The organism is Sandarakinorhabdus sp., assembly GCF_031430775.1.
In the GTDB taxonomy this organism is placed as follows: domain Bacteria; phylum Pseudomonadota; class Alphaproteobacteria; order Sphingomonadales; family Sphingomonadaceae; genus Sandarakinorhabdus.
Window position 1 is genome coordinate 1 of record NZ_JANPCD010000207.1, and the last position, 18,427, is coordinate 18,427.

Below are 18,427 nucleotides of genomic sequence, written 5' to 3' on the forward strand. Positions count from 1 at the left end.
GCCGGTTCAGGCTGGACGGCGTACTGGATGGCCAGGCCCCATTGGCTGCCATCGCCCAAAAGCCCGCGAAACGCCGCGCTGTCTGCCGGCGTGGTGATGATCAGGATTTCCCGCACCCCGGCCAGCATCAGCACCGACAGCGGGTAATAGATCATCGGCTTGTCATAGACCGGCATCAGCTGCTTGGAGACAGGCTTGGTCAGCGGATACAGGCGCGTGCCCGATCCTCCCGCCAAGATGATGCCTTTCCTGTTCATGCCGTCCCCCTGATAAACCGCCTGACAAGGCCGGCAAAGCTTTTCAGTTGCAGATGCAGCGGTTCGAGGCGCGCCGCGTCGGCCACGCCAACACCGACGAATCGCGGCACCGGACGGCCAACGACACGCATGGCCCACAGCCGGCTCAGCACCTGGCGTTTGCGGCGGGCCTGATGCGGCTGCATCTTGATGATCTCCGTCACGGCCAGCGGCGCAGTCGACAGCTTGCCGGCTTTTTCCGCCGACAAGCGCAGCGCGTCGCCGGCGGCGGTGCGTGCCATGATGAGGCTGCGGCCTTCGCCTTCCTCGAAGCTGGGATAGCCGCGATCATCGCCGTACCAGGCATCGGCACAGGCAATATCTGCTGCGCCGCCAACGGCATCGGGGCAAATCTTGCAGCGGAATTGCACCTCTTTTGACAAAATGTCGCCCCAGCTATCGGCATAGCTCATGCGCGCCAGGCTGCCGTCGCGGCGCGTTGCCGTGGCAAAACCGGGCCAGCCATCGCCGCGATAGCGAAAGGCCGCAACGTCATCATGCGCCACGCCCAGCCTGTCGAGGATGCGTTGGCCGGCCGCCGCGCTGGGAATGCCGGCACAGAAAAATGCGATCTTGAGCGGGATGCGGGCGTCGATACGCGGGTCGCGCCGGGCGTGGGCCCGCAGTGCGGTGACATCGCAGGGCTTGCCGACAAACGCAAAGCGGCCGGGCCGGGCCAGCCAGCCCTCAAGGCCGGCGAGCGGTGAAGATGCGGCATAGCGCGAGCCAGCGGCGCTGAACACATCGGCGGCGCTGGCCGAGACCGTGGTGATGTTGGCCATTGGCCGATCCGGGTCGGCGCGCGTCTGCACGATGAAATCGACAAGACCGGTTTCCAGCGCATGGACGAGCAGCGCCGAAATGACACCGCCGGACGACGCCTGATGGCGCAGGGCCGCATCGGCGGCATGGCCGGTGCCGGTGAACAGCGCCGGTCCCCACAGCGGCTCCGATGCCAGATGCGGGTGATCGCGTTCATCCACGACCAAGCCGGGGCAGGCTGCGGCAATGGCGCTGTCTTCGGCCAGGCTGACGGAACCGATCTGGCGCGGGCGCGCATAGCCGGGCGCGGCCTGCGCCATGGTGATGCCGGCCGTTACCGCCGCGCACAGGCCGCAACCGGTGCAGGTGCCGGCCTTTTCGACCCGCCCCAGAAAGTCGGCCTTCATTGCGCCGCCGCCGCAAACAGCTCGGCAAGCGCCGCCACATAATCGTCCAGCCCGTCCGCGACGATATTGGATCCCGCCGCGATGTCGGCAGCCAGTTCCGCCCGGCGATCAACTGCGTTCAGGATGAAGGCCAGTGCCGCATCGGTGGACATGCCGCGCGCATTCACCAGCCATGGATAGCCAAGACCGCCATACAGACCCTCGAATTTGCGGCTGTAGCTGATCGGCACCACCGGCACGCCGGCACTATAAGCGGCGATGGTGGCGTGCATGCGCGCGCCGGCCAGGAAATCCAGCCCGGAAATGAAGGATTTGGCAGCACTGGCCGACGCAAAGTTGGGGTGGCGGTGCAGCGCCGGATATTGGGCCTTGAGGGCATCGGCCGCGGCGCCGTCATCGTCGCGGGGCAGGCCCGGTGCAATCACATGTGGCACCAGATGCACCTCGGTATCGGGGGCCGCCAACAGGGCAGTAATCAGCCCGTGCGTCAGCGCCGGATAGTCGAAACCCAGCCCATATTCATTGCCGCCGGCATAGCCGCCGCTCATCAACAGGCCCGAGACATTGATTCCGACGCGCCTTGGGCCGCCAGCCGTCCGCGCCGCGCGTTCAAAGGGTAGGGCAAAGGCGACATCGACGGTCTGACGGGCATTTGCAGTCGCGCCCAGCGTAGCCAGCATCTGCATCGACAGCGGATCGCGCGCGAAAACCGCAGCGGCGTGGCGGCAGATCCAGCCGGCGATGGCACTGTGCGGCTGGCGCGAAAATGGCCCGATGGTCTGCGGGCTGAGCACCAGCGGCTTGCCCATCAGGATCGGCAGGATCTTGGTCGCCGCCATATAGGCGAAACGCTTGTCGGGGTAGATATCGGCAAAGCTGTCGCCGGCGCTGATGTCCAGGATGATGTCGAGGCCGCGCACGTCGCGGGCAAAGCCGGACGGGTTGACCATATAGCGGCCAGTGATGGTGCGGTGTTCGATATCCGGGCCAGACACGCCCAGCGGGCCGGTTTCGCGCGGACCGATAATGACAAACTGCGGCACGACATCGGCGGCGGCAGCGGCCTTGCGGGCCAGCGCCAAATTGCCGGCAGTCAGGGCGCCGACGCCCAGATTTGTTGCCGCCGCAGCGTGCCAGACAAGGCCGATCCGCAAGCTGCGCACGTGAAATCCTAACACAATCTATTGGAGCCCGGACGAGGTCATCGTCCGGGCTGGAGACTTATTTGGCGGCCGGTGCGACAGGCGTCGTGGCAGGAGTCTTGGCAGGCTGGGCGGCAGGCGGAGCAGCAAGCGCCGCAGCGGCAGGTGACCCCTTCTTCAGCTCAGCCTGCGCTGCCTCGACCGTGCCATAGCCCTTGGCATAAACAGTCTTGGCCTTGAAGCTGGTCTGGATTTTCTTCAGTTCGGTTTGCAGGCGCTTGCTGACTTCCTGGCGCTGCAAGATCTGCTGGGCGTAGGAAATGGCCTTTTCACCCGTGAAGGGCTGCGTCTTGGTGCTGGTCAGCATGTTGACATAGACGACCGGCGCAGGTGCGCCGGCTGGCTGGTCAGCAAACATGAACGGCTCGGCATTGGGCGAGGACGTCAGCTTGATGATTTCCTTGGACAGTTCCGGCGCGATCAGCATCGTGTCGACCTGCTGGGGCGCACGGCGATATTCGATATTGGCATCGATCAGTACACGCTCCACCTCGGCCATGGTCTTGGCGTCCTTGAGCGGCAATTGTTCGAAGTTCGATGGCCGCAGGAACTGGATCTGGTCCAGCGTGAACAGCTTGCGGTCGCCGAACACGACGGGGTTGTCGGCCACATATTTTTGCGCCGCTTCACGGGCCGTGGCCTGGACCTTGCCCTGGATGTCGCCTTGCAGCGCCTGGACCAGCAGGCCTTCCTCGGTGCGGGTCTTGGCGAGCAGGAACTGCGGAGACTTGTCCAGTTCGCGGACCTTGGCTTCGGCCGACAGCATCTTGCGCTCGATGACCCGGTTCAGGGCAACGGCTTCGACCAGCTTTTTCGGCGCGGATTGCGCCTGTGCGCCAAGCCCGGCGATTTCGGCGTTCAGTTCATGGATGGTCACGTCCTTGCCATCGACCGTAGCAACGACCTGGCCCTCCGGGGCCTTGTCGCCGCCGCCGCAACCCGCCAGCGCGAGCATCGACACGCCGGCTGCTGCAATGATCATCGTCCGCATCGGCTTCATCATCTTCGTCTCCTGATCGACACTTGCCGCAATCGCGGCGCAATTCACTATGAAACGCTCATGCCTTCCAGCGTCGCTCCGGTCAATAACGGCGCCCAGTCAGCGCGCGCAACATCGCCGATGCCTTGCTGCCCTGGCCGCGCATCAGGCGCCGCAAGATCAGCGCCAACGTCCATACCGCATGCCAGGGCAGCAGCAGCGGATAGAAATGTGCCACGAAGCGCAGGCGCGACCGAGTCAGCCAATAGTCGGAAAAGCCGCTGCGCTGGCCCTTCTTGCTCGATGACCCGATCGAGCCGCCTTCCTTGTGCCAGACGACGGCGCTATGGGCGAACGCCGTCTCGAACGCAGCTTCGCCGCGGCGGCGGTTGCGGACCGCCCAGTCGATTTCCTCGAAATACAGGAAATAGCGTTCTGACATGGGCCCGACCGCTTCGAGGAACTTGCGGCTGACCACCAGCGAGGCGCCGAGCACGAAATCCATTGTGTCGGCCACCAGCTGCGGGTTGAACCCCATGGTCGCCAGCGTGCCACCGCCGATCGATGCCGAATTGCCGGTGACGAGGTTGAACGTCGAGCCGCCCAGCGCCTGCACCGTATCGGGCTGCCAATAGAATCGCACCACCGTGCCGCACATGCCGACGTTGGGCACGGCGGTCATGCGCGCCAAAATGGCCTGCGCGGCATCGGCGGCCACCACCGTGTCGTTGTTGAGCAGCCAGATATTGCCGATCCGGTCGCTTTGCAGCAGATGCGCCATGCCCAGGTTGTTGCCGCCGGCAAAACCCAGATTGTCACCGGCATCGATCAGCGTCAGCGGGCCTTGCGGAGGTACGATGCGCGCCTGTTCCGCCGTCATGCGGCGCAGCGGCCAGGGCTTGAGCAGCGGCGGCGAACTGAGCGGGGCCATGTCGGGCGACGCCGCAGTGGCAGGCGCCATGCCAGCCGCCCAGGCCGTGATGGCGTCGATCGACCCGTCGGCCGAGCCGTTGTCAACAACCACGACCTGCACCTGCACCGTGCTGCGCATCAGGCTTTCAAGGCATTCGATCGTGTCGGCGGCGCGCTTGTAGTTGACCAGCACAACGCCAAGGCGCTGCGAATTGGCGGTGTTATCGCGAAACAGGCTCATGCGCCGGGGTTCCAGAATGTGGCGCCGGTCTCTCCGGTGGCGTGCATGGCGCGCAACATTTCGCCGGCACGCAGCCAACGCAGCCGTGCCAGCACGGTCACACCGCGCCAACGGTTGCCGAGGCCGGACAACCGGTCGGACAGCATCAGTCGCACGCCATCGACCAGTATCGACGGCAACATCAGGGCGGCACGCATCTGCCAGCGCCAGCGCGGGCGGCCGGCGGCGACATGGGCCGTCCAGTCGTGCCGGATATGGCGCTGCCATTTGACGACAAGGCTGGCAAAATCGGGACGGGCAGGGTGGTAGACTCGCATCGCCTCGACATAAACGGTGCGATAGCCCGCCGCCGCCGCGCGCTGGCCCCAGTCCCGGTCCTCCGCGGTATCGATACCGGCAAATGGCCCGACGGCGGCATGCACGGGCGCGGCCATCGCCAGGTTGCCGGTGCCGGAAAAACCCTGTTTGTTGATGTACATCGCCTGGCGATAGGCAAAGACTGCCTCATAGGCTTCGATGTCGGTCAGCCGGCGTGTGTCGACAAAATCGATGCGGACATCGCCGCCGACGATAGCATCGGGACCAGTCGCTTCGATGGCTGATACCGCCGCTTCCAGCCAACCTGCCTCGGCGCGGCAATCGGCATCGATAAAAGCCAGGATCGGCGCCCGAGCAGCTGCGACGCCTGTGTTGCGCGCCAGCCCCGGTCCCGGCTGGCTTTCGGACAGGAAGCGCACATCGCTGTGGCGTGCCTTGACGTCATCCAGCGAGATGCGCGAGCCATTGTCCACCACGATGATCTCCGCGTGCTCGGCGCCAGCCTGAGCCTTGACTGACGCCAGGCAGCGTTCAAGCGCTTGTGGCATGTTGTAGTGCGGAATGATGACGGATACGCGAGGGCCCTGTGCCGCGCCGTCCGCACCCGGACTTTGGTCGGTCATCGTCTGTCCAGACCTCTGGTCGCCGGCGTTGCAATCAACCGGCAAGCCGGCTCATCGCAGAGGACATCAACAGCAACGACGACACGCCCGGATACGCAAAGCGGAAACGTATTTCCCCGCCAAGGTCGCTGCGTTCCAGCAGATCGTGCGGATGCGCGAACTGCTTGAGTTCACGTTCGATGGCCATCGGCGCCGAGGCGCCCTTCAGTTCGGTATAGACATCATCGACAGTGAACCAGCCATCGGCGGAACTGCCCGCCTTGGCAGCGGCAATCAGCAGCGGCCATTGTGCTCGCGCCTCGTCACGCGACAGGCTGGCCTGCACGCGGCGGGGCAGCGAGGCGTTCCAGTCGGTCAGCACGCGCTCCACGGCCGATTTGCCGTGCACTTCGCTGACAAAGGCCTTGCCGGCATCAAGCGCGGCCATGCCGGCCTGGTGGCCAAGCAGGCGCACCAGATAGGGCGACCCGCCAGCCATGGTGGCAATCATGCGCACCGACGCTTCGGAATAGCGGATATCGGCGGCCTTTTCGCCCAGACGCAGCAGATCCATGACTTCGCCGTCGCCAAGCGGACGCATCGGCAGGCCGACGATGTTGCGCCGGATCGACGGCGCATATCCGATCAGTTCGTCAAGGTTCTGCGCCACGCCGGTAAGCACCAGCTGCACGCGCGCTGCGCGGTCGGACAGGTTCTTGACCAGTTCGGCAACATCGCGGCGGAAACCGGGGTCGAGCACGCGGTCATATTCATCGAGGATGATGAGAACCCGGGTGCCGACGACGCCGGCCAGCACATCGGCCAGTTCACGCGGGCCGAACACCGGCGGCAGCATCACATCGAAATTGTCGCCCTTTTCGGCTTCGGGCGTGTTGGGCAGCACCGATTCATGGAAAATGCGCGGGATGCGCGCGGCCACCGAACGAAACATCTCGGAAAAATTCGCCTCGGTACCGCAGCTGCCATACAGGACATGGTAGCGTGCTTCTCGGGCGGTTTCGGCGAACACATGGGCCAGGCTGGTCTTGCCGATCCCGCGTTCGCCATAAATGACGACATGGACGCGCTGCTGCTCGATGGCATTGATCAACTGTGACAGGGCATCATGGCGCCCGGCAAAGCTTTCACGGCCCAGCACGGGCTGAGACGCGCCCAATGCATCGCGCAGCGCCAGGCGGCGCCGCGCCAGTTCGTTGGTGCCATCGGTTTCGACGTCGTCCGAGGCGTTGGCCATGAAACGCGGCATGGCGCGCCCCGCCGGCGCTGCGGCGGGTTCGCGCCACAAGCTGTCAAGGAACACCGGGCGTTCGGGCACATCGGTTTTTACTGGCTGCAGCACAGCCGGTTCGCCCGTCTGGGTTTCTGCGTCGGTCGGGGACTGGTCATCGCCCAGCAACTGCTCGTCGAGCGGTTCCACGGCGACACTTCCCGTTTCGGGCGCTTCTTCGCGCGACTTGCGTTTCCAAATCATCGCCACCTCGGTTACAATCCTTCGCATCAATCCGTTTGCGCCAGCCAGGCCGCAGACACGGTGCTGGTCTGGCCCAAATCGGGCCAACACGAGGCTCCAATGCCACGATCACGCCGCCGATGCGAGACTGCATTTGCCTTGAAGCAGCGAATATGGAACAATTTTGCCAGCGCGTTAACGTTATGGAAGGTTGCCGCCTGACAGGTTGGCGTGTAGCAGCCCGGCTTTGAGGGTTGTGCAATCACTCCGGATCGGATGAGGAACAGGATGATGGACATGGCCGGTCATGGGCCCAGGGCAGGGGGCCTTTCGGTGCTTCTGCTCTTGCCTTTGTTCTTCGCGGCGCCTGCACTCGCAGCGCCCAGCCAGGACAATGACGATCCACCGGCGCAGCGCGGCGGCATAACATCCGTTCCGGCGGTGAATGGCCGCGGCTGGAACCTCAGCGCTGGTGTGACCACCCGTTTCGACACCAATCTTCGGCGCCGTGACGGCGGAGCACAGGGATGGCGCGTCACGCCTTTGGTGCAGGGCTCCATCGGCATGCCGATCGGCCGCCAGCAGGTCTTTCTCGGCGCCAATATCGGCCGCGACTATCTGTTCGGCGACGACAAATTGCCCAATCGCACGCGTTTTGCCGTTGGCGGCGGTGTCAACTGGCGCCTTGGCCGGCGCTGCAACGGCCAGGTCGCGGCGGATTATCGCGAAAATCTGGCTCTGTTCAGCGAATTGGCGGTTCTGGAGGACAATACCCAGTCGACACGCACGGTCGGCGGCAATTTCAGCTGCCAGGTCGGCGGCGCGCTCGGCATCACCGGCGGCATCACCAACACCGACCTGACCAACAGCCGGCCCGCGCAGCGCTTGTTCAACAATCGCGGCACCACTTTCAACGCGGGGCTGACCTATGGCCGCCCGACGCTCGGCCAGTTTTCCCTTAGCGGTTCGCTCGATACCCGGATGTTCCCCGACCGTCAGGTCAACGACGGCACCACGGGTTTGCTGGTCGATGACGGTGTCGATGTCTATTCGGCGCGCTTTGGCTATTCGCGCGGGCTTGGCTCGCGCCTCAATGTCAGCCTTGGCGCGTCGTACATCGACGTGAAGCCCAAGCCCAGTTCGCAGATCGTGTTCGTGCCTGATATCGGATTTGTCGTTGCCCCGCGCAGCAATTTCTCCGGTCCAGGTTTCGACGCTGCAATTACCTACAACAGCGGCAATCGCATCACGGCCGGCTTTTCCGCCAGCAGGCAGGTCCGATCCAGTGCCAATGTCGGCGCGCTGTTCATCGTGTCGAGCACCGTTGCAGCCGATTTCGACTATCGGCTCAACCGCAGCCTGACGGCTGGATTTGGTGGCTCGTATCTCGACAACAGCTATCGCGGCTCGGTGGCATCGGGCGCGGAAACACGGGCACGCATCAAGGACAACCTCTGGCGCGTATATGGCCAGATCAACTATACGCCGATACGGATGGTCACTGTCGGGTTGGAAGTGGCGCATCAGCGCCGCACCTCCAACCCCGCAGATTTCAGTTTCCGATCAACGACGGTTCTCTTGAACCTCAGGGCCAATTTCGGGAGAAGTTCATGATTTCGTTGTTCAAGCGTACAGTCCTGCTGCTCCTGATGCTGGTTGCGGCGCCCGCCTTGGCCCAGACTTCGGGCCCCCAGACTACGGGCCCCGGCTATGTACTCGGCCCCGATGACGCCATTGTCGTCACCGTCTATGGCCAGCCCGAATTCGGCATCACGACCCGCATCAAGGCCGATGGCACCATCGTGATGCCGCTGATCGGCGCCGTGAAGGCCGAAGGCACGACCAACATCACGTTGGCCAAGCAGTTGACCGACAAGCTGACCAGTGGCGGCTATCTCAAGGCGCCGATCATCAATATCGAAATCTCGGGTTACCTGAGCCGTTCGGTCAACATCGCAGGCCGTGTGTCGAACCCCGGCATCTTCCCGATCGAGCGCCCCTCGCGTGCGCTGGACATGTTGCTGCGCGCGGGCTGGATACGCGAAAACGGTGCGAATTATGTCTATCTGCGCCGTGCCGGCCAGCCCGAAGTGCGGCTTGGCGTCGAAGGACTGGTGCGCGGTGACGACAAGGAAAATCCGCCGCTCATGCCTGGCGATACGTTGTTTGTTCCCGATGCCGACACATTTTTCATCTACGGACAGATCGTCCAGCCGGGCATGAAGCCGATCCTGCCGGACATGACCATCCGTCAGGCCATCGCGCTGTCGGGCGGCGTCACGCCGACTGGCAAGGCCGACAAGGTCGGTCTGGTGCGGGGCAAGGCAAAGGAAATCGATGTCGATCCGTCAATGCCCGTGCAAAAGGGCGATGTGATCGTCATCAAGGAACGTCTGTTCTGACGCATGTGTTCTTGGCACACGCGTTGGCGCGGTTGGTAGAAGTTGGAGTGGGCAGACTATGAGTATCGTGCAGTTTTTGCGCATCCTGATCGCGCGGCGGTGGATTATCCTTGCCACGCTCATCACCTGCGTGGTGGTGGCGACCGCCGTGGCGCGTATCCTGCCGCCGCGCTATCCGGCCCGCGCCCGCGTCTTGATGGACAGCTTCAAGCCCGATCCGGTCACTGGTTCGATGATCCAGACCAGCGCGCTGCGAACCTTCACGCGCACGCAGATCGAGTTGATCAAGGATTACCGCGTTGCTGGCGATGTCGTTGACAAGCTTGGCCTTCTGAACTCGCCCGATCTGGTCGCGGCGTTCCAGAGCGAAACCGGCGGCGCTGGCGACATGCGTCGCTGGGTTGCCGAGCGCATCACCGAGAATACCAACGTTGGACTGGTGGAAAATTCGAACATTCTCGAAATCACCTATGAGGCGTCGAACCCGGAAATCGCCAAGCGCACCGTCAACGCCTTGCGCGATTCCTACATCGACAATTCGCTGCGGTTCCGCACCGACAGCGCCGGCCGCACTGCCGACTGGTATCTGGAACAGGCAGACCGCGCCAAGCGCGTGCTGGAAGATGCCGAAGCCGCCAAAACCAAGTATGAAACCGACAATGGCATCGTGATTACTGCGGGCGGCGAAGCCGAAACCGTCAAACTGTCGGGTCTGCAATCGGCGCTGGTTGCCGCGCGCAGCGGCGAAGGTGCGCAGCAGTTTGCCGCCACCACCCGGGCCAATGAATCGCCCGTCGTGGACCAGCTGAAGATCCAGCTGGCAAACATGAACGACGCGATCGAGCAGTCCGCAGAACGCCTCGGCACTCAGCACCCGACGTATCTGGCGATGCTCACTCGCCGGGACCAGTTGCAGGTGCAGGTGCGCCGCGAGGAAGCTTCGGCGCGCGCCGCCGGTTCGCGCCAGCTTGGCTCGTCGCGCCAGTCAGTTGCCCAGCTGGAATCGGCCTATGAGGCGCAGCGCGCCAAGGTCTTTGCCATGAAGGACAAGCTGGACAAGGACGCCGCGCTGATGCGTGAAGTGGAATTGCGCCGCGCCCAATATGAACAGGCCGCCAAGCGCACCGCCGAATTGCGGCTGGAATCCAACATCAACGACAGCGGTCTGATCGTGCTGGGCGATGCGCGTGCGCAGGCGTCACCGTCGTTCCCGAACTGGACGCAGATCGTGTCCCTGTCTGTCGGCCTTGGCCTTGGCATGGGCATCGTGCTGGGCCTGTTCGTCGAACTGCTCAACCGCCGGGTGCGCGGGGCCGAGGATTTGCGCACATCGGCGCGCGTTCCGGTCTTTGCCATCATCGGTGAAACCCCGCGCCCGGCCTGGCGGACGGCCTTGCGCCGGCTGCTGTCGCGTCGTTCCGAAACCGCAGCCTCCTGGCAGCCTGCGCAATGAGTATCGAACCCATGGATGATTTCGCCACCGATGCTGCGGAGAACGCAACGTCGAGCCGGGTCGATGACGGCAGCACGCGCTTTGATGCGCCGATCCGTGATGCGCTTTTGCGTCTTGGCTATCTGTCCGAAGACCAGAGCGCGCGTGTAGCCAGCCATCAGCTGGAACGCGGCCTGGATTTCGACCAGGCTGCGCTTGAGCTTGGCTTCATCACCACCGACGATCTCGACCGCGCCCGCGAACAGCTGATCACCAGCCTGGCGTTGCAGAATGTGGCGCGGCGCCCGGTGTCCGACGAACTGGTGGTGATTGCCGAGCCTAGCAGCCGCCGGTCGGAATCGATGCGCCTGCTGCGGACCCAGATCATCTCCCAGCATCTCAAGAACGGTCGCCGTGGCCTTGCCTGCGTATCGCCGACCGACGGTGTGGGTTGTTCCTATATCGCGGCCAATCTGGCGGTTTCGCTCAGCCAGGTTGGCTACAAGACGCTGATAGTCGATGCCAACATGCGCAGCCCGCGCGTGGACCAGATTTTCGGCCTCGATCCCAATGCGCCCGGTCTTTCGACGTTCCTTTCGCTTCAGGTGTCGCGCCCGGAACGTGTGGTGAATGCCAACGTCCTGCCTGGCCTTGCGGTTATGACCGCTGGCCCGCCGACCCCGCGCCCGCAGGAACTGTTGTCCGGCAACCGTTTTCGTGACGGCGTCAACACGCTGCTGCGCGAATATGACCTGGTGTTGTTCGACACGCCGGCGGCCAATGCCAATGCCGATGCGCTGACTGTCGGCGCGGCGGCGGGTTATGCCCTGATGGTGGCGCGGCGCGACCAGTCCTATTACCGGGACGTATCGACGCTGACCGAACAGCTGGCGGCCTCGCGGTGCGCCGTGGTCGGCGCTGTCCTCAACGAGTTCTAGAACCATGGCCAGCGCCGCTGCGGTGCAAAAGCCTGTGCGGATCAACTGGCGCGGCCTGCTGCGCGAGCGCTGGCTGTTGGCTATCGGTTTTTTTGCGATGGCGCTGCCGACCCTGGTGTCGATGGCGCGCGGACCCTGGTCGATGGAATCGGGCGTGCATGGCCCGATCGTGGTGGCCACCGGGCTCTGGCTGGTGTTCCGTCGCGCCGCCGAGATCCGCGCAAACATGCAGCCCGGCAATGTCTGGTTGACGGCGGCGATGCTACTGGTTGCCGTGCCGGCCTATATCTTTGGCCGGGCCTATGACTTCATCAGCGTCGAGGTTGCGGCCCTGCTGCTCTCGCTGCTGGCCGTGGGCAATTTTTATCTCGGCCTGGCTGTGCTCAAGCGGCTTTGGTTCCCCATCTTCTATCTGTGCTTCATCATCCCGATCCCGGGCTGGGTGCTCGACACCATCACCCAGCCGCTGAAGATCCTTGTCTCCGAAGTCGTGATGCGCAGCCTTTCCGAACTGGGCTATCCGGTCGGTCGCATGGGTGTGACCATTTATGTCGCCAGCTACCAGTTGCTGGTCGAGGATGCCTGCGCCGGTCTCAATTCCCTGATCAGCCTGTCGGCGATCGGCCTGTTTTATGTCTACATGATCCGCGGCTCCAACTGGCGGTATTCCATCCTGCTGCTGGCGCTGGTGCTGCCGATTGCGGTTGCGGCCAATATGGTCCGGGTCGCGGCGCTGGTGCTCATCACCTATTATCTCGGTAATGCGATGGCGCAGGGCTATTTGCACAATTTTGCCGGCATGGTGACGTTCACGACGGCGCTGCTGTTCATCTTCCTGGTCGACAAGCTGCTGACACCGCTGCGCATCTTCCTGGGCGGCCCCGATGAAGGCCCCGATATTGGAGCTTCGGCATGAGCGCGTTCAACCGCCGTGATGTCCTGATGGGCGGATCGATGCTGGTCGCGGCCGGCGGTGCGGCGGCGCTCACGCCGCGCGGTCGTCTGGTGCTGCTGCCCGAGGGGGTCGAGCTCGAAAAGATGGTCCCGACAACGATTGCCGAGTGGGTGCAGATGCCGACCGAGGCGATCGTGCTGCCCAAGACGCCCGGCAGTCTGGCCGATCGGCTTTACAGCCAGACCCTCAGTCGGCTGTATGTGTCCGAAACCCGGTTGCCGATGATGTTGGTGATTGCCTATGGCGCGGTGCAGAACGACCTGTTGCAACTGCATCGCCCCGAAGTCTGTTATGCCGCTGTCGGCTTCAATATTTCAGCGTCGAAAAGCGCTCAGGTTGCGCTGGGGAATGCCAGGCTCCCGGTGCGCGAATTGACCGCGCGCAACGACAGCCGTGTCGAGGCCATCACATACTGGACCCGCATCGGTGATGATCTTCCCACCGATGGCAGCGCGCAGCGCTGGGTGAAACTGCGTCAACAGATGCAGGGTTACCTCGCTGATGGCGTGCTGGTGCGTGTGTCGACAGTGGCCGAGCCGAGCCCGGATGTATTTCGCGAACTGGACAATTTTGCAGCCGCGATGGTCAAAGCCATCAAGCCGGCGGACCGGGCAGCGCTGATTGGACGCCCTTTGGCAGCGAGGCTGGCGTGATGCGCGGCGCCTCAGCCTTCCATGTCGCTGAACGGCTGCAAGACAAACCAGATGAAGCCCAGCGTTGCCGCGCCAAGGCCGATGGCGCCCGCGTGATAGAGCATGTCGCCCGATTTCATCGCTTCATTGCCAAGGTAGTTGGTCACGGCGCAGCCCAGCGATGCCACCAGATACTGCCACAGATGGTCGCGGGCTTCACCTTGGGAACGCTGCAAGAACAGCACGATAAGACCAGCAAATGTGATGACGGTCAGCCAGTCGTAGGGGGTTTCCATGCGGCGCGCTCCTGTAAGACTTTGGTCACTACAACAACTACCCCGCACAGTGCCACAGTCTTTGCACCCATTTTCCCGGTAATCGGCAAGACCATGAGCGCACCGGCATGAACGACCTGCGCCCGCAGCAGCTCGCGCCCAGCGATGACGGCATCCGCACCAAGCCCGGCATTCCACTCGATGTGGCGATTCTGGCCATTCGTGTGCTCGAATTTGTCACGGTCGGTGTTACTGGCCTCGCTGCGATCGTGATTCTGGCCGATACCTTGGGGGCGGGGAACGACGGGCTGTATGGCCGGGTCGTGCTGATCGCGGCCATTGCCTATGGCGTGCTGGCCGAAAGCCTGGGCTGCTATGATATCGACGCGCAGTTCTCTCTGCGTCAGGCATGGCGCCGCGTTGCCGGCACATGGATGACCGTCGCACTGTTCATGGTGACGCTGGGTTTCCTGCTGAAGGCGTCTGACGAGGTTTCGCGCTCCTGGGCGCTCTCCTGGTTTTTGGGCGGCGGCGCCATTTTGCTGCTCGTCCGCGCTTCGTCGACATTCTGGGTGCGCCATCTCAAGGCGCGTGGCACTTTCAACGAACGGGTCGCGATTTTTGGCGCCGGGGCACAGGGCCAGCGATTTGCGCAATATGTCCAGTCGCATGACCGGCTGACAATCACGCTGGTCGGCTTCTTCGATGATCGTCAGGATGGCCGGGTGCCGGGCAATGCCTCTGACGTACCGATGCTGGGCAATCTTTCGACCTTGATCGGCATGATTCGCGAGGGGCGGCTCGATCAGGTCGTGGTCGCCTTGCCATGGTCGGCCGAAAAGCGGCTGCAGGAAATCGTCAGCCGTCTGGCGCTCACGCCCGTCAAGATCCGGCTGGCGCCCGACCTTGCCAGTTTTGCCTTTGCCCAGCGCCCTGTCGTCCTGCTTGGCGAAGTGCCGGTCATGACGCTGTTCGAGCGGCCGATCTCGGGCTTTGACGCGGCGGTCAAGGCCGCCGAAGATCAGATACTGACGATCATCATCATAGCGGTGATCTGGCCGTTGCTGCTGCTGATTGCCATCGCGGTGCGCCTGGATTCGCCCGGGCCGGTGCTGTTTCGCCAGCCGCGCGAAGGCTTCAACAACCGCAGTTTCCAATGCTTCAAGTTCCGCACCATGTATCACGAGCATGGCCAGCTGGATGACATAAGGCAGGCCAGCCGAGATGATGACCGGATCACGCGCATCGGGCGCATTTTGCGCCGCTTGAGCCTTGATGAGCTGCCGCAGTTGTTCAATGTGTTGACAGGCGACATGTCACTGGTCGGGCCGCGCCCGCATGCGACGTCGACACGTGCCGGCGGGCGGCTGTTTTCCGAAGTCGTCATTTCCTATGCCGCGCGCCACAAGGTGAAGCCGGGCATCACCGGATGGGCGCAGGTTTGCGGCTGGCGCGGCGAGACCGATACCGAGGAAAAGCTGGTCAAGCGCCTTGAACATGACCTGTATTACATCGAGAACTGGTCGTTGTGGCTCGACATTTACATACTGATGCGCACCGTCGGCGCCGTGCTGTTGCCTCGCAACGCCTTTTGACCTGCACTGTCGATGACGCTGGCTGCACTGACCCCAACCAGCCGGGTGCGACATTGTGTCCAGCAACAGAATTGCGTTCCATTTGCTTGCAAGGGCAAGAATATTACCGTAATGGCGGCTCTTGCGGTTATTCTTGTCCGGAAACGGGCAGGTTTGGACAATCACCCAAGGGTTGTTGAAGATGTCTGATTCCAAAGGCCCGGTTGCGATTGCGGTCACCCAGCTGCCGGCAGCCATGACCAACCCGGTCAGGACGCGCGGCGATTGGCAGGCGATGCGCGCCGACGTGATGGCGGACCCCGGTGCCTTTCACGGCGCCATTGCCGCTCGCAACCTGCATTGGCTGGTCGATCTGCCGCACTGCAAGGCATGGCTGACGCAAGCGGGCGATCACTGGACCGGCTTCGATGCCGGAACCGGCGCCGCGTTGACTGCCGATTTGCCTGTCGATTTCGCACCATGGACCCGCGCGTTCAACGCCGATGACGCGCCAAATTTCCGGTGGTTCGAAGGCGCGCACACCAATTGCGCCTTCAACGAGATGGATCGCCATGTGCTGGCCGGCCACGGCGCCGAAGCCGCGTTCATCTTCGAAGGCGACCGCTGGGATCTCGCCGCCGACGGTGGCCGGGGTGCGCCGGTCGATTGCATCACCGTCAGCCGTCGGCAATTGCTGCTCGAAGCGGCCAAATGTGCGCTGGCTTTGCAAAACCTCGGCCTGAAGCCCGGTGACCGCATTGCCATCAATATGCCCAACTGCCCGGCCCAGCTGTATTGGACCGAAGGCGCCAAGCGGATGGGCATTATCTATACGCCGGTGTTCGGCGGATTTTCCGACAAGACGCTGTCTGACCGCATTCATGATGCGGGTGCACGGGTCGTCATCACCGCCGATGGCGGCTACCGCATGGCGCAGATCGTGCCGTTCAAGACGGCCTACACCGATCCGGCGCTCGACAATTATGTGCCCGTGCAGGTCGCGCTGGGTTTGCTCGTGCAGCGGCTGGCCGCTGATGATCTGGGGCTGGCCGACGATATTGCCGCGACCATCGCCGACACTGTCAAAACCACCTTGCACGGCGAAGTCACCGTCGAGCGCGGCGATGTCATGCGCGGCGTGGGCCGGGCGCTTGCCGATCTTGGCAAGGCCGGGCGCATCGATTCGGGCGCTGCTGCCCGTATCCGCATCGGGATTGCCGAGGCGCTGGTCGCCACGCCGCCGCGCGTCGAGGCCGTTGTGGTGGCCCGTCATGCCGGCGTTGCCGATATCGTCTGGCGCGACCGCGATGTCTGGGGCCATGACCTGACCGACAAGGCGCTGGCGCAGATCCTTGTCGCCGCCGGTCTGGCGGACGAGGCGGCATTGCATGCGCTGGATGACACAGCGTTCGTGCGCGCCATCTGGGCGGCATCGAAGCCGCTTCCCGTCGATGCCGAATATCCGATGTTCTTCATCTACACCTCGGGTTCGACGGGCAAGCCCAAGGGCGTCGTGCATGTCCATGGCGGCTATCCGGCCGGCATTGCCGAAACGATGAAAGTGGCCTTCGACGCCCGCCCCGGCGATGTCATGTATGTCGTGGCCGATCCGGGCTGGATCACCGGGCAAAGCTATATGATTTCGGCGGCGCTGCTGACGCGCGTGACCACGTTGATCGGCGAAGGCGCGCCGGTGTTCCCGCACGCCGGGCGGTTTGCCGCGATGATCGAGCGTCACGGTGTCACCATCTTCAAGGCCGGCGTCACTTTCCTAAAGGCGGTGATGAGCGACCCGCAGAACCTGCATGACATCAAGGCCTATGACATGTCCGGCCTGCGCGTCGCCAGTTTTTGCGCCGAGCCATGCTCGCCGCCGGTGCAGGCGTTCGGGATGCAGCATCTGACGCCGCAGTACATCAACAGTTACTGGGCGACCGAACATGGCGGCATCGCCTGGACGCATTTCTATGGCAATGGCGACTTCCCGCTGGCCGCCGACGCGCGCACTTTTCCGTTGCCATGGATTGTCGGGGATGTCTGGCTTGAGGATCTGTACGGCACTGCCGATGGCACCGCGCTGCTGACCCGCACTGGCGGCGACGGCGTCAAATGGCGCCGCGCCGAAGTGGGTGAAAAGGGCGAGATCATCATCGCGGCGCCCTATCCCTATCTGGCGCGCACCGTGTGGGGCGATGCCAACAATTTCCGTGTCGAAAACGGTGCCGTTGTCGGCGGCTGGAAAGGCGATGCCGTTCGCTGGTCCGACGGCTATTGGCGGCGCTGGCAGGGTGTCTGGGCCTATACCCAGGGCGATTTTGCCGTGCGCCACGCCGACGAGGGCTTTTCGCTGCATGGCCGGTCGGACGATGTCATCAACGTGTCCGGCCACCGCATGGGCACCGAGGAGATCGAGGGCGCGATATTGCGTGACAAGGCGCTCAACCCTGATTCGCCGCTGGGCAATGTGCTGGTCGTCGGTGCGCCACACCCCGAAAAGGGCCTGACGCCGCTGGCGTTCATCACGGCAGCGCCCGGCCAGGTGCTGACCCGCGATGACGAACGCCGCCTGTCGGATCTGGTGCGCCAGGAAAAGGGCGCCGTCGCGGTGCCGGGCGACTTCATCCAGGTCGCGCAATTCCCCGAAACCCGCAGCGGCAAATACATGCGCCGCATGGTGCGCGCGCTGGTCGAAGGCACGCCGGTCGGCGATGTGACCACCTTGCGAAATCCCGAGAGCCTTGACGAGCTGCGCTCGGCTATCGCCGGTTGGCAAAAGAAGCAGAAACAGTCGCAGGACCAGCAGATATTCGACCGCTATCGCTATTTCCGTATTCAATACAATGATGTGGCGCCGGGCAAGAAGGTAGCTACGGTGTTCATCACCAACCCGCCGGTCAACGCGCTGAATGAACGCGCCATCGACGAGCTGGTCATTGTCGTCGAGCATCTGTCGCGCCGCGATGACGTGGTCGCCGTGGTGTTCACCGGCGATGGCACTGCCAGCTTTGTCGCCGGCGCCGATATTCGCC

17 protein-coding genes are annotated in these 18,427 nt (G+C 63.5%); 8 read left to right on the plus strand and 9 right to left on the minus strand.

Annotated elements, in window-relative coordinates; genetic code table 11:
- The 8 genes from RMQ73_RS13495 to RMQ73_RS13530 all read right to left on the minus strand — a co-directional run.
- A partial coding sequence (locus tag RMQ73_RS13495; RefSeq protein WP_310498824.1) for a sugar phosphate nucleotidyltransferase occupies positions 1-257 on the minus strand: 257 nt, incomplete at its 3' end.
- A complete protein-coding gene (locus tag RMQ73_RS13500; RefSeq protein ID WP_310498825.1) occupies positions 254-1,465 on the minus strand; it encodes a Coenzyme F420 hydrogenase/dehydrogenase, beta subunit C-terminal domain in 1,212 nt (403 codons plus the stop codon). The genes RMQ73_RS13495 and RMQ73_RS13500, both read right to left, overlap by 4 nt.
- Complete coding sequence (locus RMQ73_RS13505; RefSeq protein ID WP_310498826.1) at positions 1,462-2,628, minus strand: polysaccharide pyruvyl transferase family protein; 1,167 nt, start codon at positions 2,626-2,628, stop codon at positions 1,462-1,464. Before RMQ73_RS13505 ends, RMQ73_RS13500 begins: the two co-directional genes overlap by 4 nt.
- A 58-nt stretch (positions 2,629-2,686) precedes the next feature.
- Complete coding sequence (locus RMQ73_RS13510; protein WP_310498828.1) at positions 2,687-3,670, minus strand: hypothetical protein; 984 nt, start codon at positions 3,668-3,670, stop codon at positions 2,687-2,689.
- A gap of 79 nt (positions 3,671-3,749) precedes the next feature.
- On the minus strand, positions 3,750-4,799 hold the full coding sequence (locus RMQ73_RS13515) for a glycosyltransferase family 2 protein (RefSeq protein WP_310498829.1): 1,050 nt from the start codon (positions 4,797-4,799) through the stop codon (positions 3,750-3,752).
- Positions 4,796-5,740: a glycosyltransferase family 2 protein gene (locus RMQ73_RS13520; protein ID WP_310498830.1), complete on the minus strand. Its 945-nt coding sequence runs from the start codon at positions 5,738-5,740 to the stop codon at positions 4,796-4,798. The genes RMQ73_RS13515 and RMQ73_RS13520 overlap by 4 nt, the downstream gene beginning before the upstream one ends.
- Before the next feature lie 34 nt (positions 5,741-5,774).
- Positions 5,775-7,211, minus strand: a complete 1,437-nt coding sequence (locus RMQ73_RS13525) for an AAA family ATPase (protein WP_310498844.1) — start codon at positions 7,209-7,211, stop codon at positions 5,775-5,777.
- A gap of 26 nt (positions 7,212-7,237) precedes the next feature.
- Entirely contained in the window at positions 7,238-7,489 is a 252-nt protein-coding gene (locus RMQ73_RS13530; RefSeq protein ID WP_310498831.1) for a hypothetical protein, read from the minus strand.
- 34 nt (positions 7,490-7,523) lie between these two features.
- Between RMQ73_RS13530 and RMQ73_RS13535 the strand changes: the two genes are divergently transcribed.
- The 6 genes from RMQ73_RS13535 to epsI are packed head-to-tail and all read left to right on the plus strand — an operon-like array spanning position 7,524 to position 13,570.
- Positions 7,524-8,804 (plus strand): outer membrane beta-barrel protein, encoded by a 1,281-nt coding sequence (locus RMQ73_RS13535; protein ID WP_310498832.1) that lies wholly within the window; start codon positions 7,524-7,526, stop codon positions 8,802-8,804.
- Positions 8,801-9,592: a polysaccharide biosynthesis/export family protein gene (locus RMQ73_RS13540; RefSeq protein WP_310498833.1), complete on the plus strand. Its 792-nt coding sequence runs from the start codon at positions 8,801-8,803 to the stop codon at positions 9,590-9,592. The genes RMQ73_RS13535 and RMQ73_RS13540 overlap by 4 nt, the downstream gene beginning before the upstream one ends.
- Positions 9,593-9,650: 58 nt before the next feature.
- On the plus strand, positions 9,651-11,045 hold the full coding sequence (locus RMQ73_RS13545) for a Wzz/FepE/Etk N-terminal domain-containing protein (RefSeq protein ID WP_310498835.1): 1,395 nt from the start codon (positions 9,651-9,653) through the stop codon (positions 11,043-11,045).
- Complete coding sequence (locus RMQ73_RS13550) at positions 11,042-11,962, plus strand: hypothetical protein (RefSeq protein ID WP_310498837.1); 921 nt, start codon at positions 11,042-11,044, stop codon at positions 11,960-11,962. The genes RMQ73_RS13545 and RMQ73_RS13550 overlap by 4 nt, the downstream gene beginning before the upstream one ends.
- A gap of 4 nt (positions 11,963-11,966) precedes the next feature.
- Positions 11,967-12,878: an exosortase V gene (gene xrtV, locus RMQ73_RS13555; protein WP_310498838.1), complete on the plus strand. Its 912-nt coding sequence runs from the start codon at positions 11,967-11,969 to the stop codon at positions 12,876-12,878.
- Complete coding sequence (epsI, locus tag RMQ73_RS13560) at positions 12,875-13,570, plus strand: exosortase-associated protein EpsI, V-type (protein ID WP_310498839.1); 696 nt, start codon at positions 12,875-12,877, stop codon at positions 13,568-13,570. The genes xrtV and epsI overlap by 4 nt, the downstream gene beginning before the upstream one ends.
- A gap of 11 nt (positions 13,571-13,581) precedes the next feature.
- Here epsI and RMQ73_RS13565 read toward each other — a convergent pair whose 3' ends face one another.
- Positions 13,582-13,845, minus strand: a complete 264-nt coding sequence (locus RMQ73_RS13565) for an XrtV sorting system accessory protein (protein WP_310498841.1) — start codon at positions 13,843-13,845, stop codon at positions 13,582-13,584.
- 107 nt (positions 13,846-13,952) lie between these two features.
- On the opposite strand from RMQ73_RS13565, the gene RMQ73_RS13570 reads away from it, so the two are divergent.
- Positions 13,953-15,419: an undecaprenyl-phosphate glucose phosphotransferase gene (locus RMQ73_RS13570; protein WP_310498842.1), complete on the plus strand. Its 1,467-nt coding sequence runs from the start codon at positions 13,953-13,955 to the stop codon at positions 15,417-15,419.
- Between the two features lie 181 nt (positions 15,420-15,600).
- Positions 15,601-18,427, plus strand: a 2,827-nt coding sequence (locus tag RMQ73_RS13575; protein WP_310498843.1) for an AMP-binding protein, incomplete at its 3' end; no start/stop codon positions are given.